The sequence below is a fragment of the Glaciibacter kafniensis genome (genome assembly GCF_039538945.1).
Taxonomy (GTDB): domain Bacteria; phylum Actinomycetota; class Actinomycetes; order Actinomycetales; family Microbacteriaceae; genus Cryobacterium; species Cryobacterium kafniensis.
This window is the reverse complement of the sequence record NZ_BAABCN010000004.1, coordinates 286,611-304,065: the sequence shown is the minus strand read 5'-3', so window position 1 is coordinate 304,065 and position 17,455 is coordinate 286,611. Positions and strand designations below refer to the sequence as shown.

Sequence of the window (17,455 nt, the reverse complement as noted above, 5' to 3'; positions counted from 1 at the left end):
CGCATGTTTCACGTGAAACATGCGCCCCTTTTTGTTTGCCGGTTCGGATAGATCGTTTGATCGAGCCGGTTGGGATCTGCGTTGGGTGAGCCTGCTCCCTGCCCCCGTTGCTGACTCGGCTAGCGCCCCCGTCACTGTCGACGGGGTCGACCTTCGGACCCCCTCGTTCGATCGAGTTGACCTCCACCGTGTCGACCTCCACCGTGTCGACCTCCACCGTGTCGACCTCCACCGTGTCGACCTCCACTGTGTCGACCTCCACCGTGTCGACCTCCACTGTGTCGACCTCCACTGTTTCGACCTCGCCGAGTTTGACGTCTTCGATCGCCACTCCCCACTTGCCGGTCGTTTTCGAGCGGATGATCTAGTTCGGTGGCTATGTCGGCCGACTCGATTTCGCAATTGCCTCCGTGAAGTTGAAATCGAAGTCGCGCTTTTCCCCGTTGCGCTGATGGGTCGGGCGGATATTCTCAATTTCGCTTCACCAGGACGGATTCTGCCGAGATTTCGGCCTCCCGTGATCGCGACAGATGTCAAAACTGATTTTTGGAACGGTTCTGACCGTATTGCCTGATCAGGCGAGGTTTCTCACGAACTGAGCAGTGTTTCACGTGAAACATTGCGCGATCCGTCTGGCATGCGTTTGGTCATGTGGGGAATCGGTCCGCGCGTGAAATTTGTGTCATTGCCCACACAAAAGAGCCATCGTGTGATGGTCAGTGCGAACCAATGAAGGATACGTACTCTATGGACACAAACACACGATGGCTCCTCATGAGAGTGCCTCCATCTGGTGGATCTGGCAACCCCTCGATGGTTTAGGTGGGGTGGGCGTCTGAAGCCGGTGGTGGCTCTAGGCGAGTTGGTGGCGCTACTTTTTTGACGGTTGCCGACGCGCCCGGTTCGGCGCATGACATTGACGCGGGAGTCGGTGGGCTCTGGTCTACGTGCGAAGTGTCCGGTCTCGTCGGTTGTGTTTCGACAACCAACCGCACCCGGCGGTTCCGTGCGTGCGCTCAAATTGTCGCGTCTTGGACCACGCGGGCGACGATTCGGGCGCACGCACGGAGGGTGGGCCGGTGGTCGATCCTGTCGCGAGCCTGGCGCAGAACTTGGTCATTTCGTTGGCCGAGGAGCACGCGACGGAGACGGACGCGTCTATGAGGTATATGACCTTTTCGTTGATCGAGGAGCGCGCGAGCTTGCGAGCACGCGTCTCGAGATCTCGCGAGCCAATCCTTGAACTCGGGTTGCGTTCAAACGTCGGCTCACGGGGTCTCGACCCGATCGCGGGCGGCCTCCTCGACCAACGAAATGGTCAAATTCGTCCACCACAATGCCGCACAGCGGCCCCGAAGCTCGAGATCTCGCGAGCCGACCCTTGAACTTGGGTTGCGTGTGAACATCGGCTCGCCCGCGGCCGTCCCGACCCTTCTCTGGGTGATGTCAAGTCGCGTGGGCGTCGAGTTTCCTAAAAAGTTGACCGTGCGATGTAGCCGGTTGAGGCAGCGAACCTCTGTCAGACAGACCGCATCCGCTTCTCGGGTCCGGTGCCGCAACGCGGGTCCGGTGCCGCCACGCGGGTCGGCGCCAATGCGCGCAGCGGCGCCCAACGCGCGCAATTTGCAGTCCGCCCATCAGCGTCCCTGCGTACATGCGCCACGCGGGCCGAATGCCGCCACGCGGGTCCGACGCCGAGCCCGATTGCACCACGCGGGTCGGACGCCGGGCCCGATTGCACCACGCGGGTTGAAAACCTCCACGCCTAGTGAGCTCATCGGGCGTCACGGTTTTCGACCGGCGCAACGGCGTTCCGGTGGTCGACAAGAACGGTCAGAGACCTCGGGAGTCACCTTCCACTTGTGCATGTGCACCAGCCTGCCAGCTGTCAACCAGACCAGCTAGCGATCGATACAGAGACCCCGTCGCCAATCCGTCCGGAGGCACCGTGCGTGCGCTCATATTGTCGCGTCACGGACCACGCGGGCGACGATTCGGGCGCACGCTCGGAGGGTAGCGGGTGGTAAAGCCTGTCGCGACCGCTCGAGCCTGGCACTGAACCTGGCCATCTCGTTGACCGAGGAGCGCGCGGCGAAGGGAGCGCGCGTCTATTGGGTCGATGGGCCATTTCGTTGATCGAGGAGCAGCCGACGCAGGAGGCCGCGTCTCGAGATCTCGCGAGCCGATCCTTGAACTCGGGTTGCTTGTGAACATCGGCTCGCGAGGTCTCGAGACGCTCGCTGGCGCTCGCTCCTCGACCACCGAAATGGTGATGTTCGTCCACCAAGCCAATCCCTCAGCCTGGGGTGCGTGTGAGGATTGGCCGGAGTGGGTCTCGACCCGATCGCGGGCGGCCTCCTCGATCAGCGAGAGGGCATATCCCCTCCCCCGATGGCGAAGCGGCTCAGGGCCTCGACAGGATCGACCAACGAGCGGATCCGAGCGACCCGAGCGACACGAGCGACACGAGCGAGACATCCGGAAACAATGAAGGCACATGTTTCACGTGAAACATGTGCCTTCATTGAGGTGCGAGCGCGAGGCTAATTGCCCGCGATTGCCGCCCGTGCCAGTGCCACATAGACCTCGCCGAGCGACCGGCCGGAGGCCTCAATCGACTGAGGAACCAAAGAGGTTTCAGTCAAGCCGGGAAGAACGTTCGCCTCCAGGAACCAGGCGGTTCCCTCGGCGTCGACGATGAGGTCGACCCGCGAGATGTGGCGCAAACCGAGCAGCGAGTGAATCGCCACGGCAGTCTCACTGACCAGCGCGGCAGTCGCCTCGCTGATGCGAGCGGGAGTGTAGAACAGGGTCTCCCCCGCGTTGTAGCGAGCCTCGAAGCTGTAGACACCGCTGCGCGGAACGATCTCCACCGCGGGAAGAGCCGTTGGGCCATCTCCCGTGTCGATGACCGTGACGGCCAACTCGACGCCGCTGATCTTCGCTTCGACGAGCGCGGCATCCGCATAGGTGTACGCATTGACCATCGCGCGAGGCAATGCGCCTGCGTCGTCGACAATCGTGACGCCCTGCGCCGACCCACCGACAGCCGGCTTCACGACGAGCGGCGTGCCCAGTGCGCCGAGGAGGTGGTCGAGAACACTGCCGGCGCCGAGGTCACGGAAGGTCTCGGTCGAGAGTGCGATCCCGTGCGGAGTCGCAAAGCCCGCACGGCGCACGAGCTCCTTCGCCGTCGGCTTGGACCAGGCGAGACCGGCCGCAGCACCGCGCGAGCCGACGGTGGGAATGCCGGTGGTTCCGAGGAGTGACAACAGCGCGCCGTCCTCCCCTGTGGCCCCGTGCAGGGCCGGCCAGATGACGTCGGGGCGGTTCGCTTCGAGCCCCGCCAGCAGACCGGCGTCTGGATCGAGTACGCGCACGGTGTGGCCGAGGTGGGTCAGGGCATCCGCGACGCGACGACCGGACCGCAGTGAGACATCGCGCTCGTGGGAGATGCCGCCGGCGAGAACAACAATGTCGAGGACGGCTTTGTCGGAAACAGCGCTGTCGAGTGACGCGCTGTCGAGAGGGGTGGAGTCAGTCATGATCAGGGTTCCCTTGCTCTGTTCTGGGCAGATTCTGTCTGGGCAGATTCGCGAATTAGGAGATGTTGGGCGGCGGGGCGCTGAACCGGCGGTTGTCCCGCGCGGCATCCAAAGAGCCGGTGCCGGCAAAGGTGTCCAGCAGATCGAGCTCGCCACGGATCACGGTGGCCAGGCGACGGATGCCGACACGGATGTTCGCAGGCGTGGGATAACAGAACGAGAGACGCATGTTCTGGTGACCGTCGCCATCCGCGAAGAAGGCGGTGCCGGGCGTGTACGCGACAAGCTCCTTGACCGCGCGCGGCAGCATCGCTTTCGAGTCGAGGCGCTCGGGCAGAGTCACCCAGACGTAGAACCCGCCGTTGGGGTTCGTCCAGCTCAGCTCGGGCAGGTACTCCTCGAGTGACGAGATCATGGCATTCTTGCGCTCGTGATAGACGCCGCGGAAGGTGTTGATCTGACCCTTCCAATCGGCGGTCTTGAGGTACTCCGAGATGACCAGCTGGCTGAACGAACTCGGCGACAGCACCGCCGCCTCGTTGGCCAGCACGAGCTTCTCGCGGATGGCGTGGGGTGCGAGCGCCCAGCCGACCCGGAATCCGGGCGCGAGGGTCTTGGAGAACGTGCCGAGATAGACCACGCCGTCCTGTTCGATCGAACGCATCGCATCCGGTGCCGGGCGATCGAAATAGAGCAGACCGTATGGATTGTCCTCGAGCACGAGGATGTCGTTCTCTTTGGCGATCTGCAGAATCTCGACGCGACGCTCCCAGCTCAGCGTGACGCCGGCGGGGTTGTGAAAGCTCGGAATTGTGTAGAGAAACTTGATGGTCTTGCCTGCGGCCTTGACCCGCTTGATGTGCTCGCGCAGGGCTTCGGGGATGAGCCCGTTCTCGTCCATCGGCACGTGTTCGACCTCGGCCTGGTACGACTTGAAGATCACCATCGCTGTGACGTAGCTGGGGCCCTCAGAAAGCACCACGTCACCCGGGTCCAGGAAAAGCTTGCTGACGAGCTCCAGGGCGTGCTGAGAGCCTGTGGTGACCACCACGTCGTCGGCGTTGGCGCTGATTCCCTCCAGCGCCATGACCTCGAGGATCTGTTCGCGCAGTTCGGGAACGCCCTGGCCGGATCCGTACTGCAGTGCGACGGCTCCCTGCTCGCGCATGACGCGATCCATGGCGCCGATCACCAGCTCCTGCGGGAGGGCTGCCACGAATGGCATTCCCCCGGCGAGTGAGACGACCTCTGGCCGGGATGCCACGGCGAAGAGAGCGCGCACCTCGGAGGCGCGCAGGCCCCCGGCTCGCTCGGCGTAGTGGGAGTACCACGGGTCGAGGTTGTTACCGGCCTGGAGGGAGCCTTGTTCTGTCACGTCACTTCCGTTCTGGTGAGGGTTCAATCGTATGGTGTGATCTCGGCAGGCGCCGTCACGGCACGTGCCGCGCAGCAGCCCTATGCCCTGTGGTGCGTATGCCCTGTGGTGCGTCAGCTCCGTGGTGCATCAGCTCCGCGGAGCATCCGTCATGCAGATACAAAAAACCCCGCCCGGCGTGAGCCGGGCGGGGTCGTTGAATCGACGGCGACGGCTACGCGAGGTAGGCGGCCAGGTCGGCTTCGAGGGCAGGCTTCGGCTTGGCGCCGATAACGGTCTTGACGACCTCGCCCTTCTGGAACACCTTCATCGCCGGGATGGAGGTGATCTGGTACTTCGCGGCCAGCGCCGGGTTGTCGTCGACGTTGAGCTTGACGATGTCGAGCTTGTCGGAGTGCTCCAGGGCGATCTGGTCGAGGATCGGGCTGACAGCGCGGCAGGGGCCACACCACTCGGCCCAGAAGTCGACAAGAACTGTCTTCTCGTTGTTGATGACTTCCTGTTCGAAAGTCGCGTCGGTGACGGCGCGTGCGCTCATGTGGGGCTCCTTAGTTGGTTACGGTTGCGAGTTCGGATTCGCTGGCGCGAGCCAGCAGGTCTTCGGGGAGTGACGCGAGGTAGTGCTCCGCGTCGAGTGCGGCGACAGTTCCGGATGCTGCGGCGGTGACGGCCTGACGGTAGGTCGGGTCGATCACGTCGCCGGCTGCAAAAACACCGGTCTGGCTGGTCTTGGACGACCGTCCGGCCACGGCGATCGTGCCTTCACCGGTCAGGTCCAGCTGGCCGTGCACGAGGTGCGTGCGCGGGTCATTGCCGATCGCCACGAAGAGACCGCCGACCGGGAGTGCACTTTCGACGCCGGTGACGGTGTCGCGCAGAACCAGGCCGTCGACGGCATCCGCACCGGTGATACCGGCAACTTCCGAGTTCCAGATGAACTCGATCTTGTCGTTGGCGAATGCACGCTCCTGCATGATCTTGGAGGCGCGCAGGGTGTCCTTGCGGTGGATGACGTACACCTTGCTGGCGAAACGCGTGAGGAAGGTTGCCTCTTCCATCGCCGAGTCTCCCCCGCCGACAACGGCAATGACCTTCTCCTTGAAGAAGAAGCCGTCGCAGGTGGCACACCAGGAGACGCCGTGACCCGAGAGTCGCTCTTCGTCGGGCAGGCCGAGCTTGCGGTAGGCGGAGCCGGTGGCGAAGATCACGGCGAGGGCTTCGTGCTTCTCGCCGGAACCGAGCGTGATGCTCTTGATCGGGCCGGTCAGGTCGAGCTCGGTGACGTCGTCGTAGACGACCTCGGTGCCGAAACGCTCGGCCTGCTCCTGCATTTTCATCATGAGCTCTGGGCCCTGGATGCCCTCGGCAAAGCCGGGAAAGTTCTCGACGTCTGTCGTGTTCATCAGTTCGCCGCCGGCCTCAACCGAGCTGGCGATGAGAAGCGGTTTCAAATTGGCACGAGCAGCATAGATCGCGGCGGTGTATCCGGCTGGGCCGGAGCCGATGATGATGATCTGGCGCACGCGCACACTCCTTGGGTTTTCGGGGACGAGGCCAGCGGAATCTGCCTCGTTGACCGGTACAACACATCCTAATCGGATGCTATTCCGACCCTCTGGTTCCTCCTTCGAGGTACACAGGAGGTTCGGAGCCGCCGCAGCGCGGGTTTGGTCAGCGCTTCAAGCGCGCGAGAACTGGCTCGAGGAATACCCGAAGCTCCTGGGTGCGCATGAGCAGCAGAATCCCGAAGTACGACGCAGACATGACTAGCCCGATCACGATCATCGAAATGATCGCCGAAGCGATCCCCGACACGGCGAAGCCGCCCTCCTGCGTTCCACCGAGCAGAACCAGAAGCAGCACACCCAGGATGACCGGGATGATCACCGCGACGAGATACTTCGTCAGACTGCGCACGATGCGGCGGCCGTCGATGCCGCCGATCTTGCGTCGCAACAAGTACGCGGCGAGGAATGTCTGCAGGATTCCGGAGACGGTCACGACCAGGGCAATTCCCGCAGCGATCCACTCCTTCGGCAGGAACGAGCAACCGACCACACCGATGACCACGAGCACGACCTGAAACAGGGTGAAGTAGAACGGGGTGCGCGTGTCGCTCAAGGCATAGAAGGTGCGCTGAAGCACGAACAACACGCAGAAGGCGATCAGGCCCAGTATGTAGGCGATGATCACGTTTCCGATGCCCTGCGCCTGCTCGAAGCTCGCCGACACGAAGATCGCCCCGAACGGGTAAGCGCACACGGCGATCACCGCGGTGGCCAGCACGATGATCAGAGACGTGCCGCGAATCGCCGACGACGCGTCTTCCTTCACCAGGGAGACCTTATCGAGTGAGGCATGCTCGCTCATTCGGGTGAAATACGCCGTCGCAACTGAAACCGTGATCACCGAATGCGGCAGCATGAAAATGAGCCAGGCGGTGGCCAACACGGCGGCCGACGCGTCGCTGCCGGAGGCATCCGTCGCCACCCGCGTCTCGATGATTCCGGCGATTGTCGTCAGCAGGATCATGCCGAATGTCCAGGACGCCATTTTGCCCGAGGCGGCGAGACCGACTCCCCGCCAGCGGAAGTCCGGGCGGTAGCGCAGGCCGATCCGGTTCCAGAAGTAGAACAGGGAGACGGCCTGGACGATGACGCCGAGGGTCGCGCTTCCGGCCAGCACCGCGATCATCAGCGGGGTGATCGAGGATGCGCTCCGTGTGCCGATGGGGTCGGTGCCGAACATCAACATGAACGCGATGATGCCGGCGATGGCGATGACGTTGTTCAACACCGGAACCCAAGTGATCGGGCCGAATGACTTGCGGGCATTCAGCACCTCCCCCAGCACCGTGTAGAGCCCATAGAAGAACATTTGGGGAATGCACCAGTAGGCGAAGGAGACGGCCAGCGCGAGTTGCTGCTCGTTGAATCCCGGCGCCACCAGCTCGGTGAGGAACGGGGCAAGGATCGTCGCAAGGATGGTCGCAGCGCCGATGATGACGAGGGCGACCGTCACAAGTTTGTTGATGTAGCGAGTACCGCCGTCGTCGTGCAGAGCCGACCTGACGATCTGGGGCACGAGTACCGCAGTCAAGACACCGCCGGCGACGATCACGTAGACGGTGTTCGGCAGCTGGTTTGCCACGGTGAAGGCGTCAGCGACGCTGAGCACACCGATCGCCCTGGCCAGCACGATGACCTTTACGAAACCCAGCACACGGGAGACGATCGTGCCGGAAGCGAGCAGTGCGCTCGCCCGGCCAATTCCGGCGTTACTCACGCGTGTCATCCCCTGGCTCCGTAACTGTCTTGGGTGGTTCGACCTCGCCGGTGTCGCCGGCGCCCGCAGCATCTTCTGTCGCGTCACTATCCGTCGCGACACCATCCGTCGCCGTCCCATCCGTCTCGGCGGCCGGCGCGGTGCGCGCCTTGCGGCGGCGCGCGATGTTGCGCCAGACCCCGAAGCCGAAGAACAGCACGACGAGCAGGGCGAAGATGGCGGTTCCGAGACTCTCCCAATCGGCGCGCACGTTGATGGCGATCATGCCGGGTTCGCCGATGGGAGCCCCCGTCGGCGAGAACAACGTCACACGCAGCGTCACCTCGCCGTTACCGACGGCGGCCGAAACGGGAACTTTCACTGCTCGAGCCGAGTTCGCTTCGATCGTCGTCTCTTCGTCGCTGCCGACAACGAGACGCCCGTTTGACGGAACGACATTGACGCGCACGGTGACGGCCTGGTCGAGTGCGTTTGTGAGGGTCACAGGAATGTCGACCTTGCTGCCGACGACGTTGATCGGGCCCTTCGTCGTCACGACGACGGAGTCCAGAATCTTCAGCGATGACGCGAGACTCGCATTGACTGCGCTCAGCCAGGCTTCCGGCTGCGTCTCCCAGTCGACAGACAACAGAGTGAGCACCTCGAGGCGTTGTGTGCCGGTGACTTCAAGCGGTGACGTCAGAGCGGTCGAAAACGCAGTGAGCTCGGCCTCGCGGGTCAGGAGGACCGCCGAATTGTCAACGCGACTGTCGGGTTCAGACTGCGAGGCGAAGGCGACGCCGGCCGTCGGCGCCGCGGAGCGGGCCGCCTGCAGCGTGCCGGGCTTCTGCCACGGGGCCGACTCCAACGCTTCCAGCGTCTGGCTGAGAAACGGCATGGGTTCGGTCGTTGCTCGGTTGAAGGTGGTCAGCAGGGTGCGCGCCGCCGTCGGCTGCTCTGCGGCGACAACGGCGAGTAGAGCGGATGCCTCGGCCATCGCCCCCCGCCAGGCATCGAAGCTCACAGCGGAGGCTGCGCTGCGAAGTGCACTCTGCAGGGCGTCATCAGTGGTCAGCCCGACGGTGTGCTCGAGATCGAGTACGGAATTGGGGACAACACTCTGATCTGAGTTTGTGACGTTCGCGCCAGACAGGATCGTTGAGCCCAGGCCGCTCGCGGCGAAAACCTCGAGGTCTGCGGAACTGACCACGCCAGCGCTCGGCCAGCCGACATCCGTCATCGTGTAGTCGAAATCGAGCAGCTCAGCGGTCGTGGGCGGGATTACCGCGCCAGATGACGGGGTCGGCGTCGGTGACGCGGACGACGGCTCGACGGTTGAGGGGGGAGTCAGCGGTGTGGTCGACTCGTCGCCGGTCGCCGGCGGAGTGGTGAAGAGGGAAGGGTCAATGTCTTGCTCGAACGACAGCGGCTCCAGGAGCGCCGGGGCGCCCGCCTGCGCCTGCAGAGCAATGTCGGCGTCTGCATAGCTGAGCGGAAAAGAGTCGTTGGTGGCCTGGGTGAGTCGGTCGAGCCAATCGACCGCGTCGGCAGGGGCCGAGTTGCCCAGGATGCGGATCGACGCGAGGATCATCGGGTCGATCGCGAGCGTGATCGGGCGATTCTCGACGGCCGCAAGTTCACGACTGAGCTGGCCGCTGGGGCCGGTCAGACTCGCCAAGGTGTCAGCTGAAATCAAGCCGGACGCGTCGGCGGAATCGGCCGGAACCGTCAGCGGAAAGACGGTCGCCAGGGTGATCGGGGTGATCGGCTCCCCCGAATACCAGATGATGGTGCTCCGACCGTCGGCGATAGCATCCGCATCCGTTGTGACGGTGGCCGCGATCCCGCGGGCTCCCCACGCATTGCCTGTGGTGAGCCCAACGTTGGCCGCCGGGATGGTGAGGTCGACGCTCGTGCTGTGCCCGGGCTGAAGCTCAGCAGTCAGCGGATGGCTCAGCAGCAGATCACCGGGGGTTCCGGTGGTCGATTCGGGATGCAACCAGTCGTCAATGGCCGTGCGGCTGGTGAGCGCGCGCTCGGCGAGATACACATTGATCGTGCTGACGGGGATCGTGTCGGCCGTGTGGTTGGACACGGTGGCGGTGACTCGCAGGTCCTCGCCCGGGTGAAGCACGACGGATGCCGTGGGAGAAAGTTGCACGTTCACCGAGTCATCCGCTGTCTCAGTCTTCACCGACGTCGCGGCCTGAGCGCGGTGCGCAGTCGTCTGCCCGGCAGATGACAGTGCGGCGGACGACGGAGCGGCAGCCTGTGCAGACGACGGAATCAGCACAGCGGATGCGGCGGTCACGATGCCGACCAGCACGACGGCAAACGCAGTGCGCGTTCGCACAAATCGCGTGACTGAAGAAGTGGGGAGCACAGGCCGACGCTCGGGAATTGACTCGGCCACCATGTAGGGGATTCTACGGCGTTGATGCCGGGAGAACCCTGCGCTGGAGAGTCGGAGGGTGCATCTGCAACTACTATTGGGGGCATGCAGAGCGTCGCGGCAGCCCTCGCGCGACTGGGCGACCTGGCTGCCTCCCCCACGGTGTCCCGACTGGCGAACGCATTTGCGGCAGCCGGTCACGAGCTCGCTCTCGTCGGAGGTCCGGTGCGCGACGCCTTTCTGGGGCGCGAGATCAACGATCTCGATTTCACCACCGACGCGACGCCCGACCAGATCCTGGCGATCGTCAAGCCCATTGCCGAGGGGCACTGGGACATCGGGCGTGCGTTCGGCACAATCGGCGCGAAAATCTCCGGCGAGACCGTTGAAATCACCACCTACCGAGCCGACAGCTACGACGGTGAGACCCGCAAGCCCGATGTCGTGTTCGGGTCGAGCATCGAAGACGACCTCATGCGCCGCGACTTCACCGTCAACGCGATGGCCTTGCGCCTCCCCCAACTGACCCTTGTCGACCCGGCCGGCGGCATTGACGACCTCATGGCCCAGACGCTGCGTACTCCGGCGGCCCCTGAGATCTCGTTCGGTGACGATCCCCTGCGCATGATGCGGGCCGTGCGTTTTGTGGCCGCTCTCGGTTTCACGCTGGAACTCGATACCGCTGCCGCTCTCGAGGAGATGTCGGATCGCATCCAGAACATCTCGGCGGAGCGCGTCTGCGAAGAGCTGTCGAAGCTGTTGCGCTCGAATACGCCGCGCGCCGGTCTTGAACTGCTGGTCGACTCGGGCCTGGCCGCGATTGTGCTGCCGGAGCTGCCGGCGCTGCGCCTCGAGATCGACGAGCACCACCATCACAAAGACGTTTACCAGCACACCCTCACCGTTCTCGATCAGGCGATTGAGTATGAGGTCGCGCGTCAAAACCTCGAGAGCCCCGATCTGATCGTGCGGCTGGCTGCGCTGTTTCACGACATCGGAAAGCCGGCGACGCGTCGGCTGGAGCCGGGCGGAGTGGTGAGCTTCTACCACCACGATGTGGTCGGTGCGAAGCTGGCCAAGAAGCGGCTGCGTGCGCTGCGGTTCGACAATGACACCATCAATGCGGTGGCATTGCTGATCGAGTTGCACCTGCGTTTCTTCGGCTACACCGAGGGGGCGTGGACCGATTCGGCCGTGCGTCGCTACGTCCGGGATGCCGGTGACCAGCTTGAGCGGTTACACATTCTGACCCGTGCCGACGTGACGACCCGCAACCGCCGCAAGGCCGATCGCCTGGGTTTCGCTTACGACGACCTGGAGCACCGCATCTCGGTGCTCGCCGAGCAGGAGGAGATGGCCGCGGTGCGGCCCGATCTCGACGGCGAGGCAATCATGCGCATTCTCGACATCCGCCCGGGACGTGAGGTGGGCGAGGCCTACCGCTACCTGCTCGAGCAGCGCCTGGACGACGGCCCCCTCGGCGAAGAAGAGGCGACCCGCCGGTTGCAGGCGTGGTGGGCTGGGCGTGAGGTCTAACGCGCCCCCGCGCCTGACACCACCTGACCGGGTTACAACCTGCTGGCGTGGCTGGCATCATTCGTGTCGGAGCTGACTCCACGAGCTCATCCCGCCGAGTTTGACACTTGCGGTCGACTTTCCCCGGCACACCAGGGTGCCTCGACCGCAACGGTCAAACTCGGCGAGGGATGCCCGTTCATGTGACCCTTCCCTCGCGCCGTCCTTCACAGGATGGCGGTGTGGAAGTTATGCACGCGGGTCGCGGTGGGCCTGTGTGCGGCAGAGCGGCTGCCGCATCATCGAGTGATGATCAACCTCCAACCGCCATATCCCACCCTCGTGCTCGCCCGTGATCTCGACCTTGTGGGGAACGACGGGCGTGCGCTGCGTCGAGGTCGGGTCGCCGGCGAGCAGGCTCGGCTCCTGCGCGGGGTCTATGTTTCTGCCGAGGTGTGGAACGCCGCAGATGACGACGCCCGCTATCTCCTGCGCATCACAGCAGCGGTGCTCACTCGAAAATCCTCTGCAGTGGTGTCGCATCTCTCGGCGGCCAGAATCTGGGGTCTCCCGATCTTCGGTCGGTGGCCCCGCGACGTGCACTTGACTGCGCTGGGTGGCCGCACGCGGGAGTCGAAGAACGGCATCCGCTGGCATCATGAGGTGTTGCGCGCGGGCGATGTCGTCGAGATCGACGGGATGCTCGTGACAAGTCGCTTGCGTACCATGGTCGACCTGGCCCGAACGACCTCTTTCGCATCAGCCGTGGCCAGCCTCGACGCCGGGCTGCGCCAGAAGTTCACGTCGAAAAACGGGATGCCCGATTCCGATATCTCGAAGGACGAGCTCGGCGACGCGATTCGTCGGCTCGGCTCGCGGCGCGGATGCCGTCCGGCGAAGGTCGCGGGCGACTTTGCCGATGGCGACTCGGACTCGGCGGGTGAATCGGTCAGCCGCGCACACATCTTTCTCAGTGGGATGCCTGCACCTGAGCTGCAAGTGGTTTACCCGCGTGCGGACGGTGGGAAGGACATCGTCGACTTCACCTGGGACAAGAAGCATCACCTGCGCAACCTCCCCTTGCTCGGCGAGTTCGACGGAAAGGTCAAGTACACCCGAGATCAGTATCTGCAGGGGCGCACCATGGACGAGGTGGTGTGGGAGGAGAAGGTGAGGCAAGACCGCCTGTGCACGCCGGGCCGTTTGATGGTGCGCTGGCTCTGGGGTGACGCAGCCAGTCCGGCGCGGTTGCGAGCGAAACTCCTGGAGGCCGGACTCCGGCCCGAGCGATGAGCCAGCACTCCCCAGCCGTCGAGCTTGACACTTCCGGTCGAGTTTCCCTGGCGCAACAGAGTGGTTTGACCGCAACGGTCAAACTCGGCGACAGAGATCAACTGGAGGCGCAGGCGGAGGCACGAAACGCAGGCACGAAACGCAGCGACGAAACGCAGGCACGGCGTGCGCGCGCAGGCACCAGATCAGGGGCGTGGAGGGCGCTCGGCCAACCGGTAGTTTCCCAGGCTCAAATCGGGTACGCTTGGCAGGTTGTCTGTGTGCCGGATTCCCGGCCTCCACGTTCAACACATGCACAACCCTCCTGTTGCAGAAAGTCTGCAGCCGTTTTAGTCCGAAGGAGGTGGGTTAGTCATGCATCAGTACGAGTTGATGGTTATCCTCGATCCCGAGATCGATGAGCGCACCGTAGCTCCCAGCCTTGACAAGTTCCTGAACGTTGTTCGCAACGCCGGTGGAACCATTGACAAGGTTGACGTTTGGGGTCGCCGCCGTCTCGCATACGAGATCAACAAGAAGACCGAAGGCATCTACGCCGTCGTTGACTTCACCGCAAGCTCCGACGCGACGGTCGAACTCGACCGCCAGCTGTCACTGTCCGAAGCCGTTATGCGCACCAAGGTTCTCCGCGCAGAAGAAGGCATCGCTCAGGTAGTCGAGGCCAAGAAGCTCGCTGACGAGAAGGCCGCCCGCAAGGCTGCCAACCCGAAGGCTGCTCCGGTCAAGACCGACGTGAAGCCCGACGCCAAGGTTGCCGCTCCGGCCGCCAAGGTCGCCGCTGCCGCTAAGCCTGCTGCCGCTGCAGCCGAAGCCCAGGCCCCGGCCGAAGCTACGGAAGCCGTTGCTGAGGTTGCCGCCGACAAGGCAAGCGACAAGTAGCTCATGGCCGGCGAGACCGTAATCACCGTGGTGGGCAACCTGACCGGCGACCCCGAACTGCGTTACACGCAGAACGGGCTGGCGGTTGCCAACTTCACCATCGCATCCACTCCGCGCAATTTCGATCGCGCAGCTAACGAGTGGAAAGATGGCGACGCATTGTTCCTGCGCGCGAGCGTTTGGCGTGAATTCGCCGAACACGTCGCAGGTTCATTGACCAAGGGTTCCCGTGTCATCGCTACCGGGCGTCTCAAGCAGCGTTCGTATGAGACGAAGGAAGGTGAGAAGCGCACCAGCATGGAGCTCGAGATCGATGAGATCGGCCCCAGCCTGCGCTACGCCACCGCTTCGCTCACGCGCGCGCAGTCCTCAGGCCGTGGCGGCGCACCCGCCGGCGGCGGAGGAAACGAAGAACCTTGGGCACCCAGTGCTCCTGCTGCTGCGGCTCCTGTCGCATCCGGTGGAGACGTCTGGAACAGCCCGGGCAACTTCAGCGACGAGACCCCCTTCTAGGCCGAGCCTCACGGCTACTGCCTGAAACGCACACTTAAGAAAGCAAAGGAAATCATGGCTGGAAAGAGCAGCGGCGACCGCCGCAAGCCACTCCGCGGAGCCAAGGGTGGCAAGAACGCCGCCCCCGCGAAGTCCATTCGCGTTGGCGTCATCGACTACAAAGATGTCGCAACCCTCCGCAAGTTCATCTCAGAGCGTGGAAAGATCCGCGCCCGCCGCATCACCGGCGTGTCCGTCCAGGAGCAGCGCCTCATCGCGCGCGCCGTCAAGAACGCCCGCGAAATGGCCTTGCTGCCCTACGCCGGCTCAGGCCGGTAAGGAGCCCTCACATGTCGAAACTCATTCTGACGCACGAGGTTTCCGGCCTCGGTGCACCTGGCGACGTCGTTGACGTCAAGAACGGCTACGCCCGCAACTTCCTGGTTCCCCAGGGCTTTGCTGTGACGTGGACCCGTGGTGGCGAAAAGCAGATCGAACAGATCAAGGCCGCTCGCGCGGCTCGCGAACACGCCACTCTCGAAGAGGCGCAGGCTCTCAAGGCTGCCCTCGAAGCCAACAAGGTCAAGCTGGTCGTCAAGACCGGCACCGGCGGACGCCTCTTCGGCTCCGTCAAGACCTCCGACGTTGCTGACGCTGTGGCCGCTGCCGGCCTGGGCGCCATCGACAAGCGCAAGATCGAGCTCAGCCCGATCAAGCTGACCGGCGAGCACACGGCGACTGTTCGCCTGCGCGACGAGCTCAGCGCCACGATCACCCTTCTGGTGGTCGCTGCCAAGTAAGGCAGAGCTTTTCTGTAGCGGCGGATCCCTCACGGGGTTCGCCGCTACACCCCGTTAAGGGCTCAAATTCGCACGTCGTCGCGCGCACTATCCCCGACTTTGTCCACCCCTTTGTGCACAGGTGGGAGTGAAATTCATCAACCTTCAAGGTGTACTTGAAGCAGCTTTCTCCACACAGCTGTGGAATGTTTAAATACCTGCTCAGGCTACATTTCTATTGCAAAGAAATTAAGTTATCCACATGTCAGTGCACAGGTAGTGCACATGCCAGGCGGCGTTTCGCCCAGATTCTCCACAGAGTTATCCACAGGGGTGTTTGGAGGGGTGGAAAGTCCTCCTTAGGGTGGGGCATACGCCGGTACCCGAGGCGTGCGCGCGCGTCAGACCGTAACTGTCAGTGGCTGCGGCTAGACAAGAAACACAAAAGAAAGTTGAGGCGCGACGTGTCACTCGCTCACCTAGGTTTATCCGAGCAGGCAAGCGACCGACGCGCGACAGAGACGCGGCACGAACGCGTTCCCCCGCACGACTTGCTCGCCGAGCAGAGCGCTCTCGGCGGCATGATGCTCAGCAAGGATGCCGTCGCCGACGTCGTTGAGACCGTGCGCGGAACCGATTTCTACATTCCCAAGCACGAGATCATCTTCGACGCGATCCTCTCGCTTTACTCTCACGGCGAACCGACCGATGTCATTGCGGTCACCGACGAGCTCACCAAGATCGGCGAGCTCTCGCGGGCCGGTGGCGCCGAGTACCTGCACACCCTGACCAGCCTGGTGCCGACGGCCGCCAATGCCGGCTTCTACTCCTCGATCGTCGCCGAACGTGCCCTGCTGCGCCGCCTCGTCGAAGCCGGCACGCGCGTCGTGCAGATGGCGTACGCCGGTGAAGGCGAAGTGCTCGACATCGTCAACACCGCGCAGGCCGAGATCTATTCGGTGACCGCGAACAGCGAGACCGAAGACTATGTTCCACTGTCCGAAGCCGTGGGCGTGGCCATCGATGAGATTGAGGCCGCGAAGCTCAAAGACGGTGGAATGTCGGGAGTCCCGACCGGATTCGCCGAACTCGACGAGCTCACCAACGGGTTCCACCCCGGTCAGCTCATCATCGTCGCCGCCCGGCCCGCCCTCGGAAAGTCGACCTTGGCCCTCGACTTCTGTCGCGCAGCATCGATCAAGAGTGACAAGCCCAGCGTCTTCTTCTCGCTCGAAATGGGTCGCAGCGAGATCGCCATGCGTCTGCTCGCCGCCGAGGCGTCAGTGCCGCTGCAGAGCATGCGCAAGGGAACCGTCGAGGCGCGCGACTGGACGACGATCGCCCAGACTCGCGGCCGCATCAACGACGCCCCGTTCTACATTGACGACAGCCCGAACATGACCCTGGTCGAGATCCGCGCGAAGTGCCGACGCCTCAAGCAGCGGGTCGGCCTTGAGCTTGTCGTGATCGACTACCTGCAGCTGATGACCTCTGGCAAGCGCGTCGAGTCTCGCCAGCAAGAAGTCAGCGAGTTCTCGCGTGCACTCAAGCTGCTGGCCAAGGAGCTCCAGGTTCCGGTCATCGCGCTGTCGCAGCTGAACCGTGGACCCGAGCAGCGCGCCGACAAGATGCCCGCGATCTCCGACCTTCGTGAATCAGGTTCGCTGGAGCAGGACGCCGACATGGTCATCCTGCTGCACCGTGAGAGCGCCTACGAAAAAGACAACCCGCGTGCCGGCGAGGCCGACCTCATCGTCGCCAAGCACCGTAACGGCCCGACCCGTACGGTGACCGTGGCATTCCACGGCCACTACTCGCGTTTCGCCGACATGGTGGCTGGCGCGTAGCTGAGAACTGACTCTGGCCCACGTCACGTGTCCCTGCATGTTCGGAGCGACTGTGCGGCATCTGGGCCACCGGA

Annotated in this window: 13 protein-coding genes and 1 pseudogene; 8 read left to right on the top strand and 6 right to left on the bottom strand. The window is 63.7% G+C overall.

All coding sequences use genetic code 11. The features are described from left to right. Positions 1–19 precede the first annotated feature (19 nt). Positions 20–574, top strand: a complete 555-nt coding sequence (locus ABD791_RS21250; protein WP_425562246.1) for a pentapeptide repeat-containing protein — start codon at positions 20–22, stop codon at positions 572–574. Positions 575–2,543: 1,969 nt separating this feature from the next. Here the strand turns inward: ABD791_RS21250 and ABD791_RS10720 are convergent. From ABD791_RS10720 to ABD791_RS10695, 6 genes are all read right to left on the bottom strand, one after another. After that, positions 2,544–3,545, bottom strand: coding sequence for a D-alanine--D-alanine ligase family protein (locus ABD791_RS10720; protein WP_345066066.1), 1,002 nt, complete (start codon positions 3,543–3,545; stop codon positions 2,544–2,546). A gap of 55 nt (positions 3,546–3,600) precedes the next feature. Then, complete coding sequence (locus ABD791_RS10715) at positions 3,601–4,920, bottom strand: aminotransferase-like domain-containing protein (protein WP_345066063.1); 1,320 nt, start codon at positions 4,918–4,920, stop codon at positions 3,601–3,603. A gap of 214 nt (positions 4,921–5,134) precedes the next feature. Next, a complete protein-coding gene (gene trxA, locus ABD791_RS10710) occupies positions 5,135–5,458 on the bottom strand; it encodes a thioredoxin (protein WP_345066060.1) in 324 nt (107 codons plus the stop codon). A gap of 10 nt (positions 5,459–5,468) precedes the next feature. Continuing rightward, positions 5,469–6,443, bottom strand: a complete 975-nt coding sequence (trxB, locus tag ABD791_RS10705; RefSeq protein ID WP_345066057.1) for a thioredoxin-disulfide reductase — start codon at positions 6,441–6,443, stop codon at positions 5,469–5,471. A gap of 148 nt (positions 6,444–6,591) precedes the next feature. After that, entirely contained in the window at positions 6,592–8,214 is a 1,623-nt protein-coding gene (murJ, locus tag ABD791_RS10700; RefSeq protein ID WP_345066054.1) for a murein biosynthesis integral membrane protein MurJ, read from the bottom strand. After that, complete coding sequence (locus ABD791_RS10695; protein WP_345066050.1) at positions 8,198–10,600, bottom strand: DUF6049 family protein; 2,403 nt, start codon at positions 10,598–10,600, stop codon at positions 8,198–8,200. The genes murJ and ABD791_RS10695 overlap by 17 nt, the downstream gene beginning before the upstream one ends. 81 nt (positions 10,601–10,681) lie before the next feature. On the opposite strand from ABD791_RS10695, the gene ABD791_RS10690 reads away from it, so the two are divergent. The 7 genes and pseudogenes from ABD791_RS10690 to dnaB all read left to right on the top strand — a co-directional run bounded on the left by ABD791_RS10690 (position 10,682) and on the right by dnaB (position 17,381). Then, on the top strand, positions 10,682–12,112 hold the full coding sequence (locus ABD791_RS10690; RefSeq protein WP_345066047.1) for a CCA tRNA nucleotidyltransferase: 1,431 nt from the start codon (positions 10,682–10,684) through the stop codon (positions 12,110–12,112). 288 nt (positions 12,113–12,400) lie between these two features. Continuing rightward, positions 12,401–13,384 carry a type IV toxin-antitoxin system AbiEi family antitoxin domain-containing protein gene (locus ABD791_RS10685; protein ID WP_345066043.1) on the top strand — a complete coding sequence of 328 codons (984 nt, stop codon included), beginning with the start codon at positions 12,401–12,403 and terminating at the stop codon, positions 13,382–13,384. A gap of 354 nt (positions 13,385–13,738) precedes the next feature. Beyond that, positions 13,739–14,101, top strand: a pseudogene (gene rpsF / locus ABD791_RS10680) (30S ribosomal protein S6); the annotation flags it as partial. Positions 14,102–14,266: 165 nt separating this feature from the next. Then, entirely contained in the window at positions 14,267–14,776 is a 510-nt protein-coding gene (locus tag ABD791_RS10675) for a single-stranded DNA-binding protein (protein ID WP_345066040.1), read from the top strand. A 54-nt stretch (positions 14,777–14,830) separates the two neighbouring features. Next, positions 14,831–15,094: a 30S ribosomal protein S18 gene (rpsR, locus tag ABD791_RS10670; RefSeq protein ID WP_012039648.1), complete on the top strand. Its 264-nt coding sequence runs from the start codon at positions 14,831–14,833 to the stop codon at positions 15,092–15,094. Positions 15,095–15,105: 11 nt separating this feature from the next. Continuing rightward, complete coding sequence (gene rplI, locus ABD791_RS10665) at positions 15,106–15,555, top strand: 50S ribosomal protein L9 (protein WP_345066036.1); 450 nt, start codon at positions 15,106–15,108, stop codon at positions 15,553–15,555. Between the two features lie 443 nt (positions 15,556–15,998). Continuing rightward, a complete protein-coding gene (gene dnaB / locus ABD791_RS10660; RefSeq protein WP_345066033.1) occupies positions 15,999–17,381 on the top strand; it encodes a replicative DNA helicase in 1,383 nt (460 codons plus the stop codon). The last annotated feature ends 74 nt before the right edge of the window (positions 17,382–17,455 follow it).

Coding starts and splice junctions, on each gene's coding strand:
- ABD791_RS10675 (WP_345066040.1), top strand. CDS start 14,267: ATGGCCGGCGAGACCGTAATCACCGTGGTGGGCAACCTGACCGGCGAC.
- ABD791_RS10690 (WP_345066047.1), top strand. CDS start 10,682: ATGCAGAGCGTCGCGGCAGCCCTCGCGCGACTGGGCGACCTGGCTGCC.
- murJ (WP_345066054.1), bottom strand. CDS start 8,214: ATGACACGCGTGAGTAACGCCGGAATTGGCCGGGCGAGCGCACTGCTC.
- ABD791_RS10695 (WP_345066050.1), bottom strand. CDS start 10,600: ATGGTGGCCGAGTCAATTCCCGAGCGTCGGCCTGTGCTCCCCACTTCT.
- ABD791_RS10720 (WP_345066066.1), bottom strand. CDS start 3,545: ATGACTGACTCCACCCCTCTCGACAGCGCGTCACTCGACAGCGCTGTT.
- ABD791_RS21250 (WP_425562246.1), top strand. CDS start 20: ATGCGCCCCTTTTTGTTTGCCGGTTCGGATAGATCGTTTGATCGAGCC.
- rpsR (WP_012039648.1), top strand. CDS start 14,831: ATGGCTGGAAAGAGCAGCGGCGACCGCCGCAAGCCACTCCGCGGAGCC.
- trxA (WP_345066060.1), bottom strand. CDS start 5,458: ATGAGCGCACGCGCCGTCACCGACGCGACTTTCGAACAGGAAGTCATC.
- ABD791_RS10685 (WP_345066043.1), top strand. CDS start 12,401: ATGATCAACCTCCAACCGCCATATCCCACCCTCGTGCTCGCCCGTGAT.
- rplI (WP_345066036.1), top strand. CDS start 15,106: ATGTCGAAACTCATTCTGACGCACGAGGTTTCCGGCCTCGGTGCACCT.